This window comes from Alteromonas sp. HB246098, assembly GCF_054890645.1.
On sequence record NZ_JBTZUG010000001.1, the window covers coordinates 729,511 to 749,227 of the forward strand.

18 protein-coding genes are annotated in these 19,717 nt (G+C 44.5%); 11 read left to right on the forward strand and 7 right to left on the reverse strand.

What is annotated here, in order from left to right; all coding sequences use genetic code 11:
- The first annotated feature begins 120 nt into the window (after window positions 1-120).
- Genes ACYTPF_RS03055 through ACYTPF_RS03065 form a run of 3 tightly spaced genes read left to right on the forward strand, consistent with a single transcriptional unit; the run spans window position 121 to window position 3,315 of the window.
- Window positions 121-1,479: an E22 family MetX-like putative esterase gene (locus ACYTPF_RS03055; RefSeq protein WP_461851170.1), complete on the forward strand. Its 1,359-nt coding sequence runs from the start codon at window positions 121-123 to the stop codon at window positions 1,477-1,479.
- Window positions 1,479-2,555 (forward strand): extracellular catalytic domain type 2 short-chain-length polyhydroxyalkanoate depolymerase, encoded by a 1,077-nt coding sequence (locus tag ACYTPF_RS03060; protein WP_461851171.1) that lies wholly within the window; start codon window positions 1,479-1,481, stop codon window positions 2,553-2,555. The genes ACYTPF_RS03055 and ACYTPF_RS03060 overlap by 1 nt, the downstream gene beginning before the upstream one ends.
- Entirely contained in the window at window positions 2,548-3,315 is a 768-nt protein-coding gene (locus ACYTPF_RS03065; protein WP_461851172.1) for a 3-hydroxybutyrate dehydrogenase, read from the forward strand. The genes ACYTPF_RS03060 and ACYTPF_RS03065 overlap by 8 nt, the downstream gene beginning before the upstream one ends.
- A 108-nt stretch (window positions 3,316-3,423) precedes the next feature.
- Here the strand turns inward: ACYTPF_RS03065 and ACYTPF_RS03070 are convergent, their stop codons facing one another.
- Complete coding sequence (locus tag ACYTPF_RS03070) at window positions 3,424-4,584, reverse strand: iron-containing alcohol dehydrogenase (RefSeq protein ID WP_461851173.1); 1,161 nt, start codon at window positions 4,582-4,584, stop codon at window positions 3,424-3,426.
- Between the two features lie 280 nt (window positions 4,585-4,864).
- On the opposite strand from ACYTPF_RS03070, the gene ACYTPF_RS03075 reads away from it, so the two are divergent.
- The 6 genes from ACYTPF_RS03075 (at window position 4,865) to tmpT (ending at window position 12,297) form a co-directional block, all read left to right on the forward strand.
- The gene (locus ACYTPF_RS03075; RefSeq protein WP_461851174.1) at window positions 4,865-7,222 is read left to right on the forward strand and encodes a fatty acid cis/trans isomerase; all 2,358 of its coding nucleotides are present in this window, start codon (window positions 4,865-4,867) and stop codon (window positions 7,220-7,222) included.
- A gap of 90 nt (window positions 7,223-7,312) precedes the next feature.
- Window positions 7,313-8,188 carry an NAD(+) kinase gene (gene nadK, locus ACYTPF_RS03080; protein WP_014948959.1) on the forward strand — a complete coding sequence of 292 codons (876 nt, stop codon included), beginning with the start codon at window positions 7,313-7,315 and terminating at the stop codon, window positions 8,186-8,188.
- 259 nt (window positions 8,189-8,447) lie between these two features.
- Window positions 8,448-8,957, forward strand: coding sequence for a DNA starvation/stationary phase protection protein Dps (gene dps, locus ACYTPF_RS03085; protein WP_110287868.1), 510 nt, complete (start codon window positions 8,448-8,450; stop codon window positions 8,955-8,957).
- Between the two features lie 415 nt (window positions 8,958-9,372).
- Window positions 9,373-11,058, forward strand: a complete 1,686-nt coding sequence (recN, locus tag ACYTPF_RS03090; protein WP_461851175.1) for a DNA repair protein RecN — start codon at window positions 9,373-9,375, stop codon at window positions 11,056-11,058.
- A 124-nt stretch (window positions 11,059-11,182) separates the two neighbouring features.
- Window positions 11,183-11,539 (forward strand): outer membrane protein assembly factor BamE, encoded by a 357-nt coding sequence (locus ACYTPF_RS03095; protein ID WP_179982924.1) that lies wholly within the window; start codon window positions 11,183-11,185, stop codon window positions 11,537-11,539.
- A gap of 104 nt (window positions 11,540-11,643) precedes the next feature.
- The gene (gene tmpT / locus ACYTPF_RS03100; protein ID WP_461851176.1) at window positions 11,644-12,297 is read left to right on the forward strand and encodes a thiopurine S-methyltransferase; all 654 of its coding nucleotides are present in this window, start codon (window positions 11,644-11,646) and stop codon (window positions 12,295-12,297) included.
- 125 nt (window positions 12,298-12,422) lie between these two features.
- Here the strand turns inward: tmpT and ACYTPF_RS03105 are convergent, their stop codons facing one another.
- Both ACYTPF_RS03105 and ACYTPF_RS03110 read right to left on the reverse strand, forming a co-directional pair.
- Window positions 12,423-13,709 carry a DUF445 domain-containing protein gene (locus ACYTPF_RS03105; RefSeq protein WP_461851177.1) on the reverse strand — a complete coding sequence of 429 codons (1,287 nt, stop codon included), beginning with the start codon at window positions 13,707-13,709 and terminating at the stop codon, window positions 12,423-12,425.
- 12 nt (window positions 13,710-13,721) lie between these two features.
- Window positions 13,722-14,216, reverse strand: coding sequence for an arsenate reductase family protein (locus ACYTPF_RS03110; RefSeq protein WP_461851178.1), 495 nt, complete (start codon window positions 14,214-14,216; stop codon window positions 13,722-13,724).
- Window positions 14,217-14,782: 566 nt separating this feature from the next.
- Here ACYTPF_RS03110 and ACYTPF_RS03115 point away from each other — a divergent pair.
- Complete coding sequence (locus ACYTPF_RS03115; RefSeq protein ID WP_461851179.1) at window positions 14,783-15,454, forward strand: hypothetical protein; 672 nt, start codon at window positions 14,783-14,785, stop codon at window positions 15,452-15,454.
- A gap of 41 nt (window positions 15,455-15,495) precedes the next feature.
- Window positions 15,496-16,068, forward strand: a complete 573-nt coding sequence (locus ACYTPF_RS03120) for a sugar O-acetyltransferase (protein ID WP_461851180.1) — start codon at window positions 15,496-15,498, stop codon at window positions 16,066-16,068.
- 228 nt (window positions 16,069-16,296) lie between these two features.
- On the opposite strand, the gene dkgB is transcribed toward ACYTPF_RS03120, so the two are convergent.
- From dkgB to ACYTPF_RS03140, 4 genes are all read right to left on the reverse strand, one after another.
- Complete coding sequence (dkgB, locus tag ACYTPF_RS03125; protein ID WP_461851181.1) at window positions 16,297-17,100, reverse strand: 2,5-didehydrogluconate reductase DkgB; 804 nt, start codon at window positions 17,098-17,100, stop codon at window positions 16,297-16,299.
- Window positions 17,101-17,316: 216 nt separating this feature from the next.
- On the reverse strand, window positions 17,317-18,213 hold the full coding sequence (gene rluB / locus ACYTPF_RS03130; protein WP_136781075.1) for a 23S rRNA pseudouridine(2605) synthase RluB: 897 nt from the start codon (window positions 18,211-18,213) through the stop codon (window positions 17,317-17,319).
- Window positions 18,214-18,253: 40 nt separating this feature from the next.
- Window positions 18,254-18,847 (reverse strand): SMC-Scp complex subunit ScpB, encoded by a 594-nt coding sequence (gene scpB / locus ACYTPF_RS03135; RefSeq protein WP_014948948.1) that lies wholly within the window; start codon window positions 18,845-18,847, stop codon window positions 18,254-18,256.
- The gene (locus ACYTPF_RS03140) at window positions 18,834-19,697 is read right to left on the reverse strand and encodes a segregation and condensation protein A (protein ID WP_014978837.1); all 864 of its coding nucleotides are present in this window, start codon (window positions 19,695-19,697) and stop codon (window positions 18,834-18,836) included. Before ACYTPF_RS03140 ends, scpB begins: the two co-directional genes overlap by 14 nt.
- Window positions 19,698-19,717: the final 20 nt, after the last annotated feature.

A 19,717-nucleotide genomic window follows, 5' to 3' on the forward strand; every position in this document is an offset into this window, starting at 1 on the left:
GCTTCTAAAAACGAAACTGCGCAAGGGTAAGCGCTAATAGAGCCAGAGCCAAAGCCACTTTACATACAGGCTCTGTTGAAGGAAGTCAGCGCTGTTAAAAAGGATTGAGGGTTAAAGAAAATGAACTGGAAAATTAGGTGTACTCCAAAACTAATGATGATAGGAAGCGAGCATAATAACTGGCGGTTAAAAGAGCCATGCGTATTGGCGGTACAAAAATATATGACTTCACTTAAGCTGGTAGCCCTACACTTTGCTAGGAAGTCACGCGCCCTGCTCGGGTTGCTTGCGTCGCTTCTCGTAACGTTTCATTGTCAGGTAACGGCGAGTGAGATTGAGCAAAAAGAATCGCTGATAGTAGAAAAGCAGATATTTGAAATGCCTTACTTTACAACCTTTGGTGGCAAACAGATTAAAAATGTAAAAGTAGGTTGGGAGGCATACGGAACTCTAGACGACACCAAAAGTAATGTAATTCTTATAACTCATTATTTTTCAGGCTCTTCTCATGCGGCGGGAAAATATAACGAAAATGATTCAGCGCCAGGATACTGGGATAGTATTATAGGCCCCGAGAAAGCCATTGATACAGATCGCTTTTATGTAATTAGCGTTGACACACTGGTCAACTTGAATGCTTACGACCCAAAGATAATAACCACAGGCCCAGCATCAATTAATCCAGACACGGGAAAACCTTATGGACTGGACTTTCCCGTTGTCACCATACGTGACTTTGTAAATGTTCAAAAAGCACTTCTTGAAAGCTTAGGTATTAGCAAACTGTACGCGGTTATTGGACCTTCTATGGGCTCTATGCAGGCTATAGATTGGGCGAGCGCTTACCCCGACTGGGTTGAACGTATGATTTCAGTTATCGGAGCAGGTCAAAGCGACGCCTGGACCACCGCAGCACTAGAGCACTGGGCAACGCCAATAACGCTTGATAAAAACTGGAACAATGGTAATTACACAAAACAGAAAGCGCCCCTTGATGGCCTAGCGGCATCGCTTATGCTCATTACGCAAAACGCTCTTACACCCTCGTTTTTTAATGAACAGGGCAACACATTGGATTTTAAAAATGTTGAATCGGCGCCGCTTAATGACATACGCCATTCACACAGTATTGTAAGTTGGCTTCGCGAACGAGCAAAAGCTCGCGCTCAAAAAATGGATGCCAACCACCTTTTATACCTAGTACGCGCTTGCCAGCTTTTTGTTGCCGGGCATAAAGACAGCCTAAAACAAGGATTGGCGTCTATCGAAGCAGAAACACTGTTTATTCCAGCTAAAACTGATTTGCTTCTTATGCCTTACCTATCGCAAGGTGCACACCAAGCGCTTATTTCAACTGATATCGACAGCACATTAGTTACGCTAGATGGCAAATTAGGGCATTTAGAAGGAGTAACTAACATATCCGCTCAAGCCGAGGCCATTCGCCAATTTTTAGAAAATGATAAGGCAGCAATGTAATGATGAAACCTAAACCCTTTTTACGCCGCGCAATGTGGTTTTCTTTATTAAGCGTTAGCGCGCTTAGCTTTAGTTCGCCAAGTTTCAGCGCAGATGCATCAGCGCAGGGTGATGTTCCTTCGCTTACCCTCGATTTAGAGAATGTCACCGTTTCTGGCTTGTCCTCAGGCGGTTACATGGCAACACAATTTCAACTAGCACATAGCGACTGGGTGAAAGGCGTTGGTGTCATTGCTGGCGGCCCCTACTTTTGTGCAAAAGGTGATATAACCACCGCCCTCGCACAATGCGTGAACAAGGTAGAGGGAGAGATAGACCTTGAAGCGTTAAACAAAAAAGCCGCGCAGTATGAAGCTGAAGGAAAAATCGCCTCGCTTTCTAATATGAAAGACGCAAAAGTCTGGCTCTTCCACGGAACGCAAGACACCAGAGTATTTGCAAAAGTGAGCGATTTATTATTTGAGCAATACAAATTGTGGACAGACACGCCAAATATTACCTACATTAACGATAAACCCATGGCGCACCTGTTTCCCACAGAAAATAACGGCGTGAACTGCATGAAATCAGAAAGCCCCTTCATTGGAAACTGCGACTACGATGCGGCAGGCGCCATGCTTTCCCACCTTTTTGAAGAGCTTTCAACTCCTGACGAGGAACTGTCAGGAAAACTGCATTCAGTAGATCAGCAAAACGCGGCCGGTAGCGACGCCAAAACACTAGCAAGCGAGGGCTTTGTTTATGTTCCGGCAAGCTGCGCACAGGGCGAGCCCTGCAGAGCCCATATTAGCTTTCATGGCTGTAATCAGTATGCCGATGCCGTAGGCGATGCCTACACCACCGAAACAGGGCTAAATGAATGGGCTGATGACAACAATATTGTTGTGCTGTACCCACAAACGAAAAAGTCGCTGTTTATGCCGTTAAATCCACAGGGCTGCTGGGATTGGTGGGGGTATGCGTCTAGCGATTATGCGAACAGTGACGGCGCGCAAATAAGGGCGGTGAAAAAGCTGTTGTTTTCATTAAATAGTGCACCTTCATCGAATAGAGCCGCAGGGAGCACCAATGAGTAAGCGCACAGTATTTATCACGGGCGGCGCAAGCGGCATTGGCTTTGGCATAGCCGAGTCAATGATGAAACAAGGCCATCACGTGATCATAGCCGATATAAACGAACAAGCAGCGAAAGACGCCGTGACCAAGCTTGCGCACTTGGACGGTTCGGCGAGTGCCGTTGCTGTAGATGTCTGCAATGCAGAGCAAGTCGCCGCACTGCCAGAGGCATTAGGAAATCTTACCGTCGATGTATTAATCAACAACGCAGGAATACAGCACGTTTCTCGTATAGAGGACTTCCCTGCAGATAAGTGGCAGCAGCTTATAAATATCATGCTGGTTGGCCCTGCTCTGTTAACCCAAGCGTTTTTGCCGGCAATGCGACAGCAAAACTACGGGCGCATTATTAATGTAGGCTCTATTCACTCGTTGGTTGCCTCGCCATATAAGTCTGCTTATGTAGCAGCAAAGCATGGACTATTGGGTTTTGCAAAAACCATCGCGCTTGAAACGGGTGACTGTGATGTGACAATTAACACCCTCTGCCCCGCGTATGTTAAAACCCCTTTGGTAGAACAACAAATTACAGCACAGGCGAGAGAGAATAACCTCACCGAGGAAGAGGTAATAACAAAAATCATGTTAGAACCCATGCCCAAAAAGCAATTCGTAAGCGTTAAAGAACTTGCAGATACCGCGAGTTTCTTAATGTCGCCTAGTGCTCGCAATATTACTGGGCAAACCATGGTGCTCGACGGGGGTTGGACGGCCAGGTAGTTGATTGTGGTTATAACACTTTACTATTGGTGGTTGTAGTGTGTTTCTCTCCGTGTTGAAAAGACTGCATGGCGCAGTCTTTTTTCGTTTTATCATCTAGCAAAAAGACTATTCCCAAAGTGAGACATAGATGGCGACCATTTCTTCAATAGTGGGTACGCGGGGGTTATTGCCGGGAGAGCCAGATGCCAAAGCTTGTTCAGCCATTGTTGAGGTCGAAGCAAAAAACGTTTCTTTATCAATTCCGAACTCGGCTGGCGTGGGCACTTGTAAATCGGCATTAAGTGCTTTTAACTCATTGATAAGCTTTTGATTCGCCACATCATCTGAGTCACTTTGCGTAGCGACCCCCATCGCGCGGGCACATTGTGCATAGCGCACTGGTGAACTTGGAATTGAAAAGGCGGCAACCGCAGGCAATAACATGGCATTCGATAAACCGTGAGGGACATGAAACGCAGCGCCGATAGGTCGACTCATTCCATGAACAAGGGCCACTGATGCGTTTGAAAAAGCAATACCCGCAAGCGTTGAGCCCAGCATCATTGATTCTCTAGCCGTTTCATTTGTTGGATCTGCAAATACAGTACGTAGATTAGGCGCAATTAACGCCATAGCCGATAGTGCCTGGGCATCGCTGTATAGATTGGCTTTGCGGCTTACAAACGCTTCAATAGCGTGGGTGAGTGCATCAATGCCAGTATCGGCGGTAACGCGTGCAGGCAAGCTTTGGGTTAACGAATAATCGACCAGTGCTGCCGTTGGCATAAACCCTAGACCAACACACAACATTTTCTCTGTGGTGTTTTCGTCAGTAATAATAGTGAATCGCGTTGCTTCTGAGCCTGTGCCCGCCGTTGTGGGGATAGCGATAATAGGCACCCCCGGCTCATCGACAACTCGAGGGAATTTGTAGTCTCGCATTTCGCCGCCGTATTTACCCAAAATGGCTATGGCTTTTGCGCTATCGATAGGGCTTCCGCCACCTAAGGCGATAATGCTGTCATAATCGTTGGCTTTAAATGCATCCACACCTCGGTTAATCGAATTTACTGTTGGCTCTGGCACTGTATCTGAAAACACATCTGCGTTAATTTCAGCCTCTTTTAGCGCTTGCACTATGGCAGCGCTGTATCCCAATTCAACCATCATCTTATCGGTAACCAATAACGGTTTGCGACAGTTAAGGCCTTTAAGCGTTTCAGCCACCCGACGACTCGCGCCCTTCCCTATATGCATCACTCTAGGCAAAATAATTTGATAAGACATGCTTCCCTCCTTTGATTGCTTTTCTCCAGCATACCTTCCGACATGCCTAAAGCAATGAATGTGTAAAAATAATGTTATTTTTTCACTCTATATTTCATCTTAAGGTGTAAATCGAGAGCGCAGTGCTTCCTGCGCAACTTATTAATGGGTAACTACTTCGCCGAAGAAGGATTGAGTGAGGGTAAATACTAGAGCGAAGTGACGAGCTTTCAGCATTTATACCATCACCTTAAATGAAATGGGTGATAGACTGGTCGAGACTCTCTTCTGGACTAACACTATGAAAAAATTCGGTATTACTTCATTGCTTATCGCGATTATCGCTTTAGCGGTCTGGCAATGGCCGAAACCTGATGCTCCTTTACTTTCCTCAAGTGATGCCATGCCCGTCATGGAAAGTTTGCCCGACGATTTCTTTACTAGACAAGTAAACCCCGTTTTAACGCAACGCTGCGTGGTGTGCCACGCCTGTTACGATGCGCCATGCCAACTAAAAATGTCTTCCCCAGAAGGTATAGCAAGAGGTGCTAATAAAGAAAAGGTGTATGAAGGCACGCGACTCACTGCTGCACAACCAAATAGAATGTTTCTCGACGCTCACGGCGTTAATGGATGGCGCGAGCGTGGCTTTTTCGATGTATTGCCAACAAAAGACGATACTAACGCCTCGCCAACCCAATCCTCGGTGCTAACGCAAATGCTTTTGCTAAAAAAACAGCACCCTCTGCCCAATACTACCCATTTAGATGAGAGCTTGGATATAAGTTTGAGCAGACAAAACCAGTGCCCAACCATAGATGAAATGAGGGAATATATAGCTGACCAGCCTCTAGGGGGCATGCCCTACGCCCTACCTGCGCTGTCAGATTCTGAACATACTACGCTTATTCAATGGTTAACCCATGGTGCACCTTTACCTTCGCCCAAAATGCTCTCACAAGAACTTAATGAGAAAGCAACTGACTTAGAGGCGTGGCTAAATGGCGATAGTAACAAAATGCAGCTTTCCGCACGTTATATTTACGAGCACTTGTTTACCTCTCATCTCCACTTCGAAGGTATCTCAGAAAAAGGAAAAACGCCTCAGTTTTTTAACCTAGTGCGCTCGCGAACCCCTCCAGGGCAAGCGTTAGATGTTATTGCCACTCGCAGACCCTTCGACGACCCCAAGATTGAGCGCGTTTATTATCGCTTGCAGCCTGTGCATTCCACGATCGTGAGCAAAACCCACCAAGCATACGCTATTAATCAGGACCTTTTAGATAAATGGCAATCTTGGTTTGTCGAAGCTGAATTTTCTGTTGAAATCTTGCCTTCGTACGAACCCGAAATAGCAGCCAATCCATTAACGGCTTTTACTTTGCTGCCTGTAAAAAGCCGTTACCGATTTATGCTTGAGCGCGCTCAAAACACCATTATGGGTTATATCAAAGGGCCGGTTTGCCGAGGACAAGTCGCGCTAAACGTAATTAATGACCGATTTTGGGTGTTCTTTGTCGACCCAGACATTGCAGCTTCTGAAAAAGTGAATGCGTTTTACGCTTCGCAAAAGAAAAACCTTCACCTTCCTGCTGAAAAAGACAGCTCTGCGTTAGCGATAAATTGGGCAAAGTATGCAAAACGCCAAGGCGACTATATGCGTGCAAGAGCGGCTTTTCTAAATAGCGAGTTTGAAAACGGAGAGCACCTAAACGTATCAAGTATTTGGGATGGTGACGGCAACAATACCAATGCCAGTTTAACCGTATTCCGCCACTTCGATAATGCCACTGTAGCGAAAGGAATGGTGGGGAAGCCTACTAAAACAGCTTGGATTATTGACTACGCCTTATTAGAACGTATTCACTACTTACTGGTAGCCGGCTTTGATGTTTACGGTAACTATGGGCACCAGCTAATGACCCGTTTATATATGGACTTCTTGCGTATGGAAGGCGAGTCGAACTTCCTCAACCTGCTCCCCCCGCCATCTCGTCAGGAACTCTTAGACAAATGGTATCAGAAGGCTAGCCCTGAACTCACTGACTATCTAGAGGGCGATTTTAATAGTTTCGAACAGCCTACGGGCATAACATTTGAAACAGAACGCCCGCAAAAAGAACTCTACCAGTTGCTATCGAAGCACTTAGCTAAAGTTCAGCCGCAAGTCTCAACATATAATAAACGCTTGTTATCCACCGAGCAGTACGAAGTGCTAGCGAGTTTAAACTCGCTCCCTGCCCAGCAAGCCACACTGATGCCTGAAACGACCATAATTGTGGTAAAAGATGACCAAAACTCAGATAACATTGATGTATTTACTGCCCTTAGGAACAGTGCCCACTACAATGTGAACAGTCTGTTCGAAGAAGAGGAAAATCGCGAGCCATCTAAAGACTCAATTACTCTGGTGCATGGACTTTTGGGTAGCTATCCTGATGCGTTTTGGTATATCAACGCTTCTGACGTCACTGCGTCGATAGAAAAGCTGAAGACTATTAAAAATGAAGCTGATTACCAAGCCTTGCTCGACAATGTCGCTATGCGCCGAACAAACCCTAATTTTTGGGCTTTTAGCGACAAATTGATTCAGTGGTCTAGCGAGCACTACCCTATTGAAGGCGGCCTGCTCGATTATAATCGATTAGAAGATCGCTAAACCTGACACTCTGCAACGTTTTACGCTTTTCTTTTGCAAAATACCTGTGCTAATGTCCGACCATTGGAAATGAAAGGACATTAGCATTCCATGCCCTATCAAACCGTTGCTTTAATTGGAAAACCTCAGCACGCTGCAACCCATGACAGCTTAAATATTCTTGCCGAATATTTATTAGCCAAAGGCTGCAAACTACTAGTTGAGGAAAGTATTGCTGAAGAGCTTGAAACTGAAAACTTCAAAAGCTGTAACCTTGTTACTATTGGTAAAGAGGCTGATCTTGCCGTTGTAGTAGGTGGTGACGGCAGCATGCTTGGTGCCGCGCGTGTACTGGCGCGTTTTGACATCCATGTCGTAGGCGTAAACCGCGGTAATCTTGGCTTTTTAACAGATATCCACCCTGATGATATCGTTCAACAGCTTGACCTTATCTTCAATGGTGAGTGCGTGGTTGAAGAGCGCTTCTTACTTGAAGTCGAAGTTTACCGGCACGAAAAGCTTAAAAGTAACAACTCTGCTGTAAACGAAGTGGTGCTGCACCACGGCAAAGTTGCTCATATGATGGAATTTGAAATTTATATCGATGAGCAATTCGTATTCAGTCAGCGTAGCGACGGGTTGATTGTCGCCACACCTACAGGCTCGACTGCATACTCCCTATCTGCCGGCGGCCCTATTATAATGCCAAAGCTTGATGCACTAACGCTGGTGCCTATGTTTCCTCACACACTGAGCAGTCGCCCCATTGTTGTTGATGCAGACAGTCAGGTATCGATGAAAGTATCAAAAGTAAACAGTGATTCCTTGCAGGTAAGTTGCGATAGTCACATTGTACTACCCGTACTGCCCGGCGATGAAATCCGCATTAACAAGAGCGTAGACAAGCTTCATCTTGTTCATCCCAAGGGTTACAGCTATTTCAACGTACTTCGCAAAAAGCTAGGTTGGGGCAGTAAGCTTTACTAGCCTCATTCACTATTCATCTTTTCTAATGTGCATTTATTACATTAGCCTGTAGCATTTTCTTAATTGCTACAGGCTTGAAAAATAAAGATTTTTTAATCTTCCCATATTTCTCTATTAAAAACGTGTACTTATAAAACTCTCAGAATTCGGCATACCCGTTGCACCTATCAAAGTAAGTTGTTGGCACAGGGCTAGTAAGATTTTGCCCCTTATGATGTTTTACATCGTGCTGATTTATTTACATTCAATAGGAGATATCATGAGTAACACCAATATCAAATTTACAGCCCCAGGAATGGATAACGATGCTGCTGCCAAAACAATTAAGGTATTGGATCAGCGATTGGTTGCACTATTAGATTTACAGTTAACCTTAAAGCACATTCACTGGAACGTGGTAGGCCCAAATTTTATTGGCGTGCATGAAATGCTAGACCCTCAGGTAGATGCAGTACGCGAAATGACCGACACCATTGCCGAACGAATTGCAACGTTAGGCGGCGTACCGAAAGGCACACCGAAAGCCATTGTTGAAGGTCGCAGCTGGAGCGATTATGAACTAGGGAAAGGTTTAGTACTTGACCACCTTAAGGCACTAGACGCTGTTTATGACGGCGTAAATGGTGACCATAGAAAAGCGCTAGAGCTTCTTGGTGAAATTGACCCAGTATCGGAAGATATGATCACTGGTCAGCTGGCAGACTTAGAACAGTTTCAGTGGTTCGTGCGCGCACACATTGAATCTGGAAGCGGTGAGTTGCAGCAATAAGCTTTTTTACTGAATTTTAGATAGTTATCTGACGATTTATAATTCAACTAAAATTGGAATTTTAAAGGAGAGCTTTGGCTCTCCTTTTTGCTGTTTGGTTTTAAAAAACCGTTACAGCAGTCAACGTATTGGCTTACAAACCTTCTTTACAGACAGGCTTTAGGCTATCGAATTTTAAGTAGATTAGTACTGTATAAATTTTTGTAAAACACGCGTTCTCATTAATTTCGTTTATGCTGGTTACTTATAACCTCAAATAACCATTCGAAGTTATAACATTGATTTCTCAAACTTTATTAGCTTCCTTCTTAATTTTAGCGTAATTTTTTCACGACTTAACTTTACACAGGCAAAATACTGTATATATTATCAGTTACTGTATATATCATCATGTTCAACTTATTCGAGTGTGGTTATGTTAGCGCATCTTTCTATTTCTAATTTTGCTGTTGTAAAACAATTATCGGTTCAACTGGAAAACGGGCTTACTGCAATAACCGGTGAAACCGGTGCAGGTAAATCAATTGCTATTGATGCGTTAAGCTTGTGCTTGGGTGAACGTGCCGACGCAAATGCTGTGCGTAAAGGAAGTACGAAAGCTGAAATCATCGCACACTTTTCTTTGAGCAGTAACGCATTAGCTAAAGCTTTTCTCGATGAACATGAACTTACCTCAGACGAGGATGAAAACAGCTGCTTTATTCGCAGAGTTATTTCTAAAGAAGGTCGTTCAAAAGCGTTTATCAATGGTATTCCCGCTTCGCTTCAGCAGTTAAAAGGCTTAGGCCAGTATTTGTTAGCCATTCACGGTCAAAACACACACCTGCAACTGTTGAAAGAAGATCATCAAAGAGACCTAGTTGACGGTTACGCTAAACATGATGAATTGTTAGCGCAAGTTACGGAAACTCATTCAATTTGGCGTGATAAGCAACGCACACTAAAGACACTTCAAGAGCAAGCACAGCAACGAGAAGATAGAATTCAGCTGTTAACCTATCAGGTTCAAGAGCTTGATGAGTTCGCTATTGAAGAGGGCGAGTTCGAAGAGTTGGAAATAGAACACAAGCGCTTGAGCAATGGTCAAAGTCTTTTAGAACAAGCGCAGACTAGCGTGTACAACTTATATGAAAATGATGAGGGCAACGCTTTATCAGTGATTCAAAGTAGCATTGAGCGCTTGGGCGAATTGGAAGCCCATGACGCAAGCCTAACGCCTATGATAGCGTTACTAAATGACGCAGCAATTCAAGTAGAAGAAGCTGCGGGAGAGCTACGTAGCTACTGCGATCAGTTAGAGATTGACCCGCTTCGTCTACAGCAAGTTGAAGCGCGCTATGCTAAAGCGATGGATCTGGCACGCAAACACAGCGTTATGCCAGAAGGGCTATATCAACACCATCAGGAACTCGCCGCCGAATTCAATTCACTATCTGAACAAGAAACGCTGTTAGGCACACTTGAAGGCGAAGTAGAAGAAGCGCGAGCAACATACCTAATCGCGACCAAAGGGTTGTCTGAAAGCAGACAACGTGCTGCAGGTAAATTAAGTAAAGATATTGAGCTTCAGATTCGTCAAATGAATATGCCTCATGCAAAAGTCGATATTCAAATTCAGTACGATGAGCTTAAGAAGCCTGTTAGCACAGGTCTTGATACTGTCGAGTTCAAAGTGTCTACCAACCCTGGTCAGGATGCAGACAAGTTAGAAAAAGTGGTGTCAGGTGGTGAATTATCAAGGATAGGGCTAGCTATCCAGGTAATTGCGAGTGACAATCACGCAACTCCTACCATGATTTTCGATGAGGTCGATACAGGTATTAGTGGGCCAACTGCATCTATCGTTGGCGGTCTGTTGCGCAAACTGGGCAAGCAATCGCAAGTAATGTGTGTAACGCATTTACCACAAGTAGCTGCGCAGGCGCATAACCAGCTGTTCGTAACTAAGCTCACCGATAGGGAAAGCACAGAAACTCAAATGCTACCGCTTACCAAGCAAGACCGTATTGATGAGTTAGCGAGATTGCTAGCCGGTGACAAAGTAACCAAATCGGCCTTAGCAAACGCAAAAGAACTGCTAAAAAGCGCAGCATCGAACTAAAATGCAGTTGATTGGTCATAGTTGTCAATGTAGCATGCCTTCGCGCTTGCAATAAAACAGCCTCGAAATTCGCCTTCGCGAAATTCGCTGGCACTAACAAAGGCAATACTGGACAAATTAACGCATGAAGTTGCAACACCTATTAGTAATTCTTGGTATCACACTTACATCAACCGCTTGCTCGAACTGGATATATCGTATCGACGTTCCCCAGGGAAACTTTCTTGATCAAAGAGACGTTGAAAAGCTGCGTGTTGGAATGACAAAAGAACAAGTTATTTATGTATTAGGCAACCCTGTTGTTCAAGACTCGTTCGATGATGACACTTGGTACTACGTTTACGATATGAAACGCGGTATGGAAAAGCGCGGAAAAGATTTTCAGAAGCAAATGGTAATAAACTTTGTAGATGACAAAGTCACCACGGTTGAAGGCGACTTCGAGTTATCTGAAGACTTCAACACACCGCTTGATAACTAATTATATTTATAAAGGTAGCGTTTCACGCTACCTTTTTAGTTTCTAGTACCCTAAATAACAACACCTGTTTTTCGAGTTACATCATTTACCTGATTGAGGCATACATGGAACACAGTTTTTGGCACAGTAAATGGCTAAATAACGAAATCGGATTTCATGAGCCCGAAGGCAATGCGCTTCTTGTAAAGTATTCCTCTTTTCTGCTTGGTAGCGAGAACTCGAGCGCTGCTTTGAAACGCATATTTGTTCCACTATGTGGTAAGACCCGCGACATCGGCTGGCTACTTTCCCAAGGTTGTGAGGTGGTAGGTGCTGAACTGAGCGAAGTGGCTATCATACAGCTATTTGAAGAGCTGGAAGCCGAGCCTACCGTTACTACCACTGCAAAGGGTAAGGTTTACACCAAAGACGGCTTAACTATACACGTGGGCGATATTTTTAAACTTACGTCAAGCGACATAGGTGACGTTACTGGTGTTTACGACAGAGCAGCTTTAGTAGCGCTGCCTAGCCCCCTTCGCGAGCAATACGCTGCACACCTAATTGCTATTACTCAATGCGCGCCTCAGCTAATCATTTCGTTCGAGTATGACCAGAATGAAATGGCCGGCCCTCCATTTAGCGTAAACGAAAAAACCGTTGATTCACTTTACGCTGGCGCCTACGACATTAATAGGTTAGAGCGCTCAGTGCTTGAAGGCGGCTTAAAAGGCAAAGTAGACGCTGATAATTTGGTATTTGCCTTAACAGCTAAGTAGGTTTTATCGCAGCCTTTTGTTACATGCATATAGTGTTTGAGCCAATACCACTACTTCGAATTTGAATGGCTAATTCAGTATCGCCCTACTCCATGCATTGCCAGTAGTGTTGCAAAGGTCTGCGTCTATAGCCCTAACAGCGCCTCGACTCCAAACAATACTGCACCTATTAGACCACCGACAATAGTGCCGTTAATACGCACTTTTTGTAGGTCGCGACCAATATTTAGTTCTACCTGCTCTGCCATCTCGCGTTCGTCCCAGCTATTGATGGTGTCGCGGATATGGCGGGTTAAAAATTCAGCCAATTCTGGTGCCATATATTTCGCTGCTTCACCAATATGCTTATTAAACGCTTTGGCCAACTCACTGTCTTGCGTTAACGTTGTGCCCAGGTCTTTTAGCAGATCCGACACTTTAGTTTCTGCTTTGCCATTTTGTTCTTCAAGCGACGTTAAGAGCCATTGATGAAATTTGGCCCATGACTGCTGAACATAGGTATTTAATGCTGGGTCATTAACGATTTTTTCGCGATAGCTGTTTACCTTTTTCTCCATTAACGGGCTGTGTTGTAGCTCATATAAAAACTCATGCACCTGTTCGTCGAAAGCATGGCGAATAGGATGGTGCTCATCCTCGTATATATCCTCTAAAATACTTGAAACGGCTTTAACAGCAATCAGCGCACCCTGCTCGCTTAGCCAGCTGGACGGCAAGAGCTTTTCGATGCGGCTGTACTCAGTTTTTAACCAGACGACCAGCGTATCTGCTATATAAATTTGAGTTTCGGGCTCTGCGAGCAGCTTAGCTAGTTTCCCTAATACCCTATCGAGCACGACTTGGTGCTGGCGTTCTTTCGTCACGGCGCCTAGCGAAGTTGCCATTAGCTGCCTAAGATCAAGTTGGTTAATACCCTTCTGCGCTGTTTTAGCTATAAACGCTTTGACGGGTTTGTCATCAAGTACACGTAACACGCCGGCAAAGGCGTCACAAATAAAGCGACTTAAACGAGTAGCGTTTCTTTCCTGTGACAACCATCTTCCAGCGCCCTTCGCAGGGTCGCTGTCTCGAATCAGTTTTTCTATCGCCTCGGGGTGAAAGAATTTCTCTTTAACGAATAAAGACAAGTTATTAGCAATAACCGACTTATTACTTGCCACGATATTGGTATGGGGAATAGGGTACTGGGCTGGTATTGGTTTAAACAGCGCAGTTACAGCAAACCAGTCAGCAAGGCCACCTATGAGTGCCGCCTCGCTCGCCATCTTTATAAGCCCTAACCACCATGCACCCTGTAAGTTTGGGTAAAACTTGGGTAGTAATACCGTAAAGACAAATACACCTGCGGCAAAAACTAAACAGGCCAATGCGAGCCTTTTGGCTCTGTTTAGCTGTGCATATTTGTCCGTCATAAACTACTCCGTTTAAATTACTCGTTCACCGTCTTGGTCAATTAATGGTGTACCGTCTTCTTTAGCAAAAGGGCCTTTTGGCCATACCGGTAAAATATCCAATACAGCTTCACTAGGCCGACATAGTTTTACTGTTTCTTTCGCGTTATCAGCAACAGCATTATCTTCATTTGGGTCGGAAGATAATGAAGCTGTTTTTTCATATTCATGTTTAGGAATGCAAACAATAGGCCTATTTACCAGGATAGGATGCTTCAACATAAGTTCGAAGATAGCTTCGTTGCTGACCGACTCATCAAGCAACCCTAACTCAGCCGCTGGCGACTTTGTTGTCCTAAGCGCCTGTCGAGGCCTCAAACCTGCTGCATGCAATAAATAGCTCAGCTGTTCACGCTCCCACCCTACACTCAAATACTCAATAACTTCCACGTCATATCCCGCCGCTCTAATTACTGCAAGTACATTTCTAGACGTTCCACATTCTGGATTATGATAAACCTTTATCATCGTTACTCGCCTCAACAAAAAAGGAAAACTATAAATACCAACATACTGTTTAAGATCGAGGACAGCCCCCCCTAATCAGCCTAGATACCCAGCCTGTACTTCGTGGACACACACTCGCTTTTCTAAGAATTAATCACTTCGCACCTGTACTGGGCGGACACACACTCACAATATCTCTAACTTGATACTTAGAAGAAGAGTATTTAGATAAACAGCCTTGTTGGAGCTTTACCATTAAATTAGAGTGTCCAACTCGTTGCTTAAAGCTAAATAAGTGTCTGTCCACTTCTATGCTTAAGTGCATGTTAATTCGTATGGTCAAATTCGCTATATATTGGCGCTTAAAACTACAAAACGTTTCATCGCGCCACTACGCTTGCTAACCTTTTTAACAAAAAAACACTAACTCCATGATTTAAATGACTTTTTAAGAGTGGCACGATACGTGATAAGTATGAAGCAAAGGTTATAAACACATAACACGACATATCAAAATTTGTGTTTAGTACCAACATCATTAAAGCGTGCTATCTAAAGTATATAAAAACCATTAAGGATATAAGAATATGAAAAAGTCTATTATTGCTAGTGCTGCTATGTTGCTTTCAGCCTCTTTACTTTCGGGCTGCGTTATCCATGTTGGCAATGCAAATGCTTTGGAAGGCAGTGATTTTAGTTCTATTCTAGGCAATATTGACATAGCTGAAGGGAAGCACGCTGGCGATATTTCCTCTGTTAATGGGAACGTGGAAATAAGCGATCACGCTGGTGCGGATGAAGTTAGTATCGTCAATGGCAACCTTGAAATGGGCAGCCATGTGTCTGTCCGAAATATCGACATTGTAAATGGCGATGTAACCGCAACTTCACACCTTAATGTACTTAAGAGCCTAGAGACTGTGAATGGAAATGTGACGCTTCCCACACAAAGTACAATTGGCGGTAGTGTCGAAACCGTCAACGGTGACATAACTGCTGTTGATACAACTATTGAAAAACACATTAAAACACTTAACGGCGACATTACTTTATCTGGCTCATCTCATGTTTTAGGCGATATCGTATATAAAGAAAGTGAGAGCTCTTGGGGTAATAAATCAGATAACAAACCTACCCTGTCGATCAGTGCTTCGGTGACTATAGACGGTAGCATTATATTGCACCGCCCTGTTAACTTAGACATTGAAAGTGACGAGTTAAAGCAAAAAGTCGTTGTAAGCTACGGTGGTGCGCAGTAACGTATCGGCTCGAATATCTAAGCCCAACGTTTCGGAATGACATGACTGAACATGAAAAGATGCTTGCTGGCGATTTATACTTCCCGTCAGACAAAGTGTTAACGGCGTTGCGAAAGCAATGCCGTATTCAATTAGACGAGCTTAACGCGACTTGTCAAAGCGACCACAAAAAGCGTACTAGACTTCTAAAACAGCTGTTTGGCAGCACCGGAAAGAGGCTTTACATCGAGTCTTCATTCAAATGCGATTACGGCGAAAATATCCATGTAGGCGAAAATTTCTTCGCTAACTTCAACTGTGTGATTTTGGATGCAGCAAAGGTCACGATAGGTGATAACTGCATGATTGCGCCTCAAGTCGGTCTGTACACCGCTACGCATCCATTGGATCCCGTACAAAGGGCAACCGGTATTGAGTTCGCCAAGCCTATAACTATTGGCGACAACTGCTGGATTGGTGGCATGGCGGTCATAAATCCTGGTGTAACCTTGGGAGACAATGTGGTGGTGGCCTCTGGCGCTGTGGTAACTAAGTCGTTTGGCGACAACGTGGTTATAGGTGGGAGCCCCGCCAAAGTAATTAAAGAAATAGTGCAAGCCGAACAGAACGTGTGACCCGTTATCACAAGCACATACTAACGCATACGTCTTCACGTGAGACCCAGCTATTCTCGTTCATCAATGTTACTTTGAGTCGTATAGCTCAGCAGGTAAATTTCAAGAATATCCAAATGCCGCCTGTTAAACCCTTAGGCGGCCTATCGCAATTGACATAGTTTACAAAGCGGGGGAGCATCTAGCGCTAGCCCCGCTACTTAAAAAATGAATGTGTATTGCTTTGCGTTAATCCCAATTGGGCGCAAAGTCAGGGTTAACAATACGCTCGCCGTTATCAAGATCATCAATTAGCGCGAGCTCTGAATCAGTTAAATGTACACCACCGTAAGCTAAATTCTCTGCTAAGTGTACTTTACTGGTTGATGAAGGAATGGCATAAATGTGGCGTTTTTCCATCCACGCCAATACCACTTGCGCCGGCGTCGCATTATGGTTTTGAGCGATACTCAACAGAGTTTCATCCTTCATTACTGTCCCGACAGCAAACGGCATGTATGCAGTGGCTCTGACGCCTTTTTCCTTGCCAGCTTCTACAACTTTTTTATTTTGCATGAAAGGATGAATTTCAATTTGGTTCGTGTAAATCTCGCCTTCACCTAAAATTTCTTCAGCCTTGTTTAGCAAATCAATAGTGAAATTAGATACACCTATATGACGCGTCAGCCCAAGCTCTTTCGCTTTGGCAAGATTGCCTAAATAACTTTCTAGTGAAATGTCATTACCTGGATATGGCCAATGGATAAGAAGCAAATCAACATACTCTAGCTTCAGCTTTTCTAAGCTTTCGTGAACGCTGGGTATAAAGTGATCGTCGCCTAAAGATTCGTACCACACTTTAGTGGTGACGAATAATTCGCTTCTATCTAGCCCACTTGTCTTTATGGCATCGCCAACTTCAGCTTCGTTATCATAGATTTGCGCGGTATCAATGTGCCTAAACCCTACTTTTAGGGCTTTACTTACTGATTCACGGGCCTCTTCACCTTTTAATCGAAACGTTCCCATTCCTAGTTGAGGCATGTCTTTCATAACAATCTCCTATTCCGTGTGACTTTTAACTACCTGATATAGCTGATTAGTAATTTCCTACGCTTTCGTTTGATAAGAAGATCGCAATACGCTTGTGGATTAGTAGGGTTAATTTACCAACTCTGGTCGTTATTAAGCTTGTGTTTGATGCCAGCATAAAAAAGGCCGCTAGCATTTGCTCGCGGCCTTGAGTATTTACATAGATATAGTTAGATACTATTTACGTTTGCCTGGACGTCCAGCACGTTTATTCAAGCCTTGTTGCTTGCGTACTTTGTGCTTTTTAACCGAGCGACGCATGCGGCTTAAACGAGCGTGGTCAAGTTTACCCTGGCGTACATTAACCATAGTTTGCGTTTCATCCGGCAATTGAACATGGCTACGAAGCGCGTTCACGTCTTCTAACCCTAATTCTACCCACGCACCTTGCGGTAGGCGCTTTTGTAGTTCGATTGGGCCATATTTAACACGTATCAAACGGCTTACCTGAACGCCTTGCGACTCCCAAAGACGACGCACTTCGCGGTTACGCCCTTCTTTCAAGGTCACGTTGTACCAACGGTTCATGCTTTCATCTTCAGCATGCTGTGGCGTAGGCGCACCTGAAATTGTCAGGAACTTTGCTTCGCCATCTTCCAGCTCGACCCCTTTTTGCAGGGTGTGAAGCGTTTTTCCGGTAACTTCACCGAATACGCGAACGGCATATTCACGTTCCACTTCGCACTTAGGGTGCATTAGGCGGTTAGCTAATTCACCATCGTTAGTGAATAACAGCAGGCCACTGGTATTCATGTCTAGACGACCAACCGTGATCCAGCGTCCTAATCGAATAGCGGGAAGACGGTCAAACACTGTATCGCGACCTTCAGGGTCGTGACGGCTGCACAATTCACCTTCAGGCTTATTGTACATCAACACACGGCAAATTGGCTGTTCTGTTTGACGAGATAGCAAATGACCATCAACACGAATTTGTGCGGTGTGATCGACTCTATCTCCTAATGTTGCTTTGGTGCCATCGACCGATACTCGGCCTTCTTCAATCCAACGTTCCATTTCTCGTCGCGAGCCTAGCCCTTGGTTAGCCAGTACTTTTTGCAACTTTTCAGTCATGGGTTTTCACTCTTTAATTGCTTGTTTACGGTCGCACGGTCTATTCGGACGGTGCCTCATTTAACACCTTAAGCGGCGAGTCTGACGCAACGCTTTCAGCCATGTTTTCGAAAGCATCAGCATTGGGCAAATCGCTCAACGACGTCATCGAAAAATAGTCTAAGAAGCCTTTGGTAGTTGCATAAAGCGCTGGTCGCCCAGGCACTTCTTTGTGACCTACTACCTTTACCCAGTCTCGTTCTGTGAGTGTCTTTATAATATTACTGCTTACCGCCACGCCCCTGACCTGCTCTATTTCTCCGCGGGTTATAGGTTGACGATAGGCAATGAGTGCCAAGGTTTCGAGCATTGCTCTAGAATACTTTGGCGCATTTTCCTGCCACAATTTGCTTAACCAGGGGCTTAACGCATCTAACGATTGAAAGCGATAGCCACTTGCTACTTCCACCAATTGAATGCCTCTTGGCTGATAGTCTAACTTTAGCTCGTTAATCACCTTACTCAAGGTTCTATCAGCGACGGTAAACTCATTGAGTACCGTTTCTTTTAAATGCTGCTTTGAAATAGGTTTATCAGCAACAAATATTGCTGCCTCTACCAATTGTTTAAGCTGCGCCGTGTTAATTTTCTTCATGGGCACCTAATTTTACATGAATTTTTGCATAAGGACCTGCCTGAATGCATAAAATTAGCTGTTCTTTTACTAATTCTAAAATTGCTAAGAAGCAAACCACTACCCCAGCTTTACCTTCTTCAACCGTAAATAGGCGTTCAAGTGGCGTATATTCTGTTGTTGTGAGTAACGACAAGATGAGCGACATGCGCTCTCGCGTGCTCAGTGCTTCCCGTGCAATGGTATGGTGTTCAAACGCTTCAGCGCGCTTCATGGCCGCACTGAACGCCAATACAATTTCAGCTAAAGACACATCGGGCTCAATGCGAATTGGCGCCACATTCTCACTTAGTTCAACGTGAGTGGTGAAAATATCCCGTTCAAGTCTAGGCTGAATATCTAAATCTTCTGCCGCTTGCTTTACTAGCTCGTATTCTTTTAGCCGGCGAATAAGCTCTGCGCGAGGGTCTTCTTCTTCGTCAGAATCGTCACTGCGTTTAGGTAGCAGAAGCCTGGACTTAATTTCTGCCAATATGGCTGCCATCAGCAAGTACTCTGCCGCCAGCTCTAATTTTAGCGACATCATGGCATCCACATACTCCATATACTGCTTGGTAACATCAGCGATGGGCAGTGTGGTGATATCAAACTTTTGTTTTCTAATCAGATAAAGTAGTAAGTCGAGCGGCCCTTCGAAGGTTTCTAATATGACCTCTAGGGCATCGGGGGGAATGAAGAGATCTTCAGGCTTTTCAATTAGCGCTTCGCCATTAATAAACGCAAGTGGCAACGGCTGCTGAACAGGTGTCGAAAGCCCCTTCTCAACAGAGGCATCATTATCGTTATTATTGTCTTCAACAAACTCTGACACAGTTCCACAACCGTTTTTAC

What these genes read in the sequence shown, in the direction of transcription:
- ACYTPF_RS03055 (WP_461851170.1), top strand. Translation starts at nt 121, where the DNA reads ATGAACTGGAAAATTAGGTGTACTCCAAAACTAATGATGATAGGAAGC.
- ACYTPF_RS03060 (WP_461851171.1), top strand. Translation starts at nt 1,479, where the DNA reads ATGATGAAACCTAAACCCTTTTTACGCCGCGCAATGTGGTTTTCTTTA.
- ACYTPF_RS03065 (WP_461851172.1), top strand. Translation starts at nt 2,548, where the DNA reads ATGAGTAAGCGCACAGTATTTATCACGGGCGGCGCAAGCGGCATTGGC.
- ACYTPF_RS03070 (WP_461851173.1), bottom strand. Translation starts at nt 4,584, where the DNA reads ATGTCTTATCAAATTATTTTGCCTAGAGTGATGCATATAGGGAAGGGC.
- ACYTPF_RS03075 (WP_461851174.1), top strand. Translation starts at nt 4,865, where the DNA reads ATGAAAAAATTCGGTATTACTTCATTGCTTATCGCGATTATCGCTTTA.
- nadK (WP_014948959.1), top strand. Translation starts at nt 7,313, where the DNA reads ATGCCCTATCAAACCGTTGCTTTAATTGGAAAACCTCAGCACGCTGCA.
- dps (WP_110287868.1), top strand. Translation starts at nt 8,448, where the DNA reads ATGAGTAACACCAATATCAAATTTACAGCCCCAGGAATGGATAACGAT.
- recN (WP_461851175.1), top strand. Translation starts at nt 9,373, where the DNA reads ATGTTAGCGCATCTTTCTATTTCTAATTTTGCTGTTGTAAAACAATTA.
- ACYTPF_RS03095 (WP_179982924.1), top strand. Translation starts at nt 11,183, where the DNA reads ATGAAGTTGCAACACCTATTAGTAATTCTTGGTATCACACTTACATCA.
- tmpT (WP_461851176.1), top strand. Translation starts at nt 11,644, where the DNA reads ATGGAACACAGTTTTTGGCACAGTAAATGGCTAAATAACGAAATCGGA.
- ACYTPF_RS03105 (WP_461851177.1), bottom strand. Translation starts at nt 13,709, where the DNA reads ATGACGGACAAATATGCACAGCTAAACAGAGCCAAAAGGCTCGCATTG.
- ACYTPF_RS03110 (WP_461851178.1), bottom strand. Translation starts at nt 14,216, where the DNA reads ATGATAAAGGTTTATCATAATCCAGAATGTGGAACGTCTAGAAATGTA.
- ACYTPF_RS03115 (WP_461851179.1), top strand. Translation starts at nt 14,783, where the DNA reads ATGAAAAAGTCTATTATTGCTAGTGCTGCTATGTTGCTTTCAGCCTCT.
- ACYTPF_RS03120 (WP_461851180.1), top strand. Translation starts at nt 15,496, where the DNA reads ATGACTGAACATGAAAAGATGCTTGCTGGCGATTTATACTTCCCGTCA.
- dkgB (WP_461851181.1), bottom strand. Translation starts at nt 17,100, where the DNA reads ATGAAAGACATGCCTCAACTAGGAATGGGAACGTTTCGATTAAAAGGT.
- rluB (WP_136781075.1), bottom strand. Translation starts at nt 18,213, where the DNA reads ATGACTGAAAAGTTGCAAAAAGTACTGGCTAACCAAGGGCTAGGCTCG.
- scpB (WP_014948948.1), bottom strand. Translation starts at nt 18,847, where the DNA reads ATGAAGAAAATTAACACGGCGCAGCTTAAACAATTGGTAGAGGCAGCA.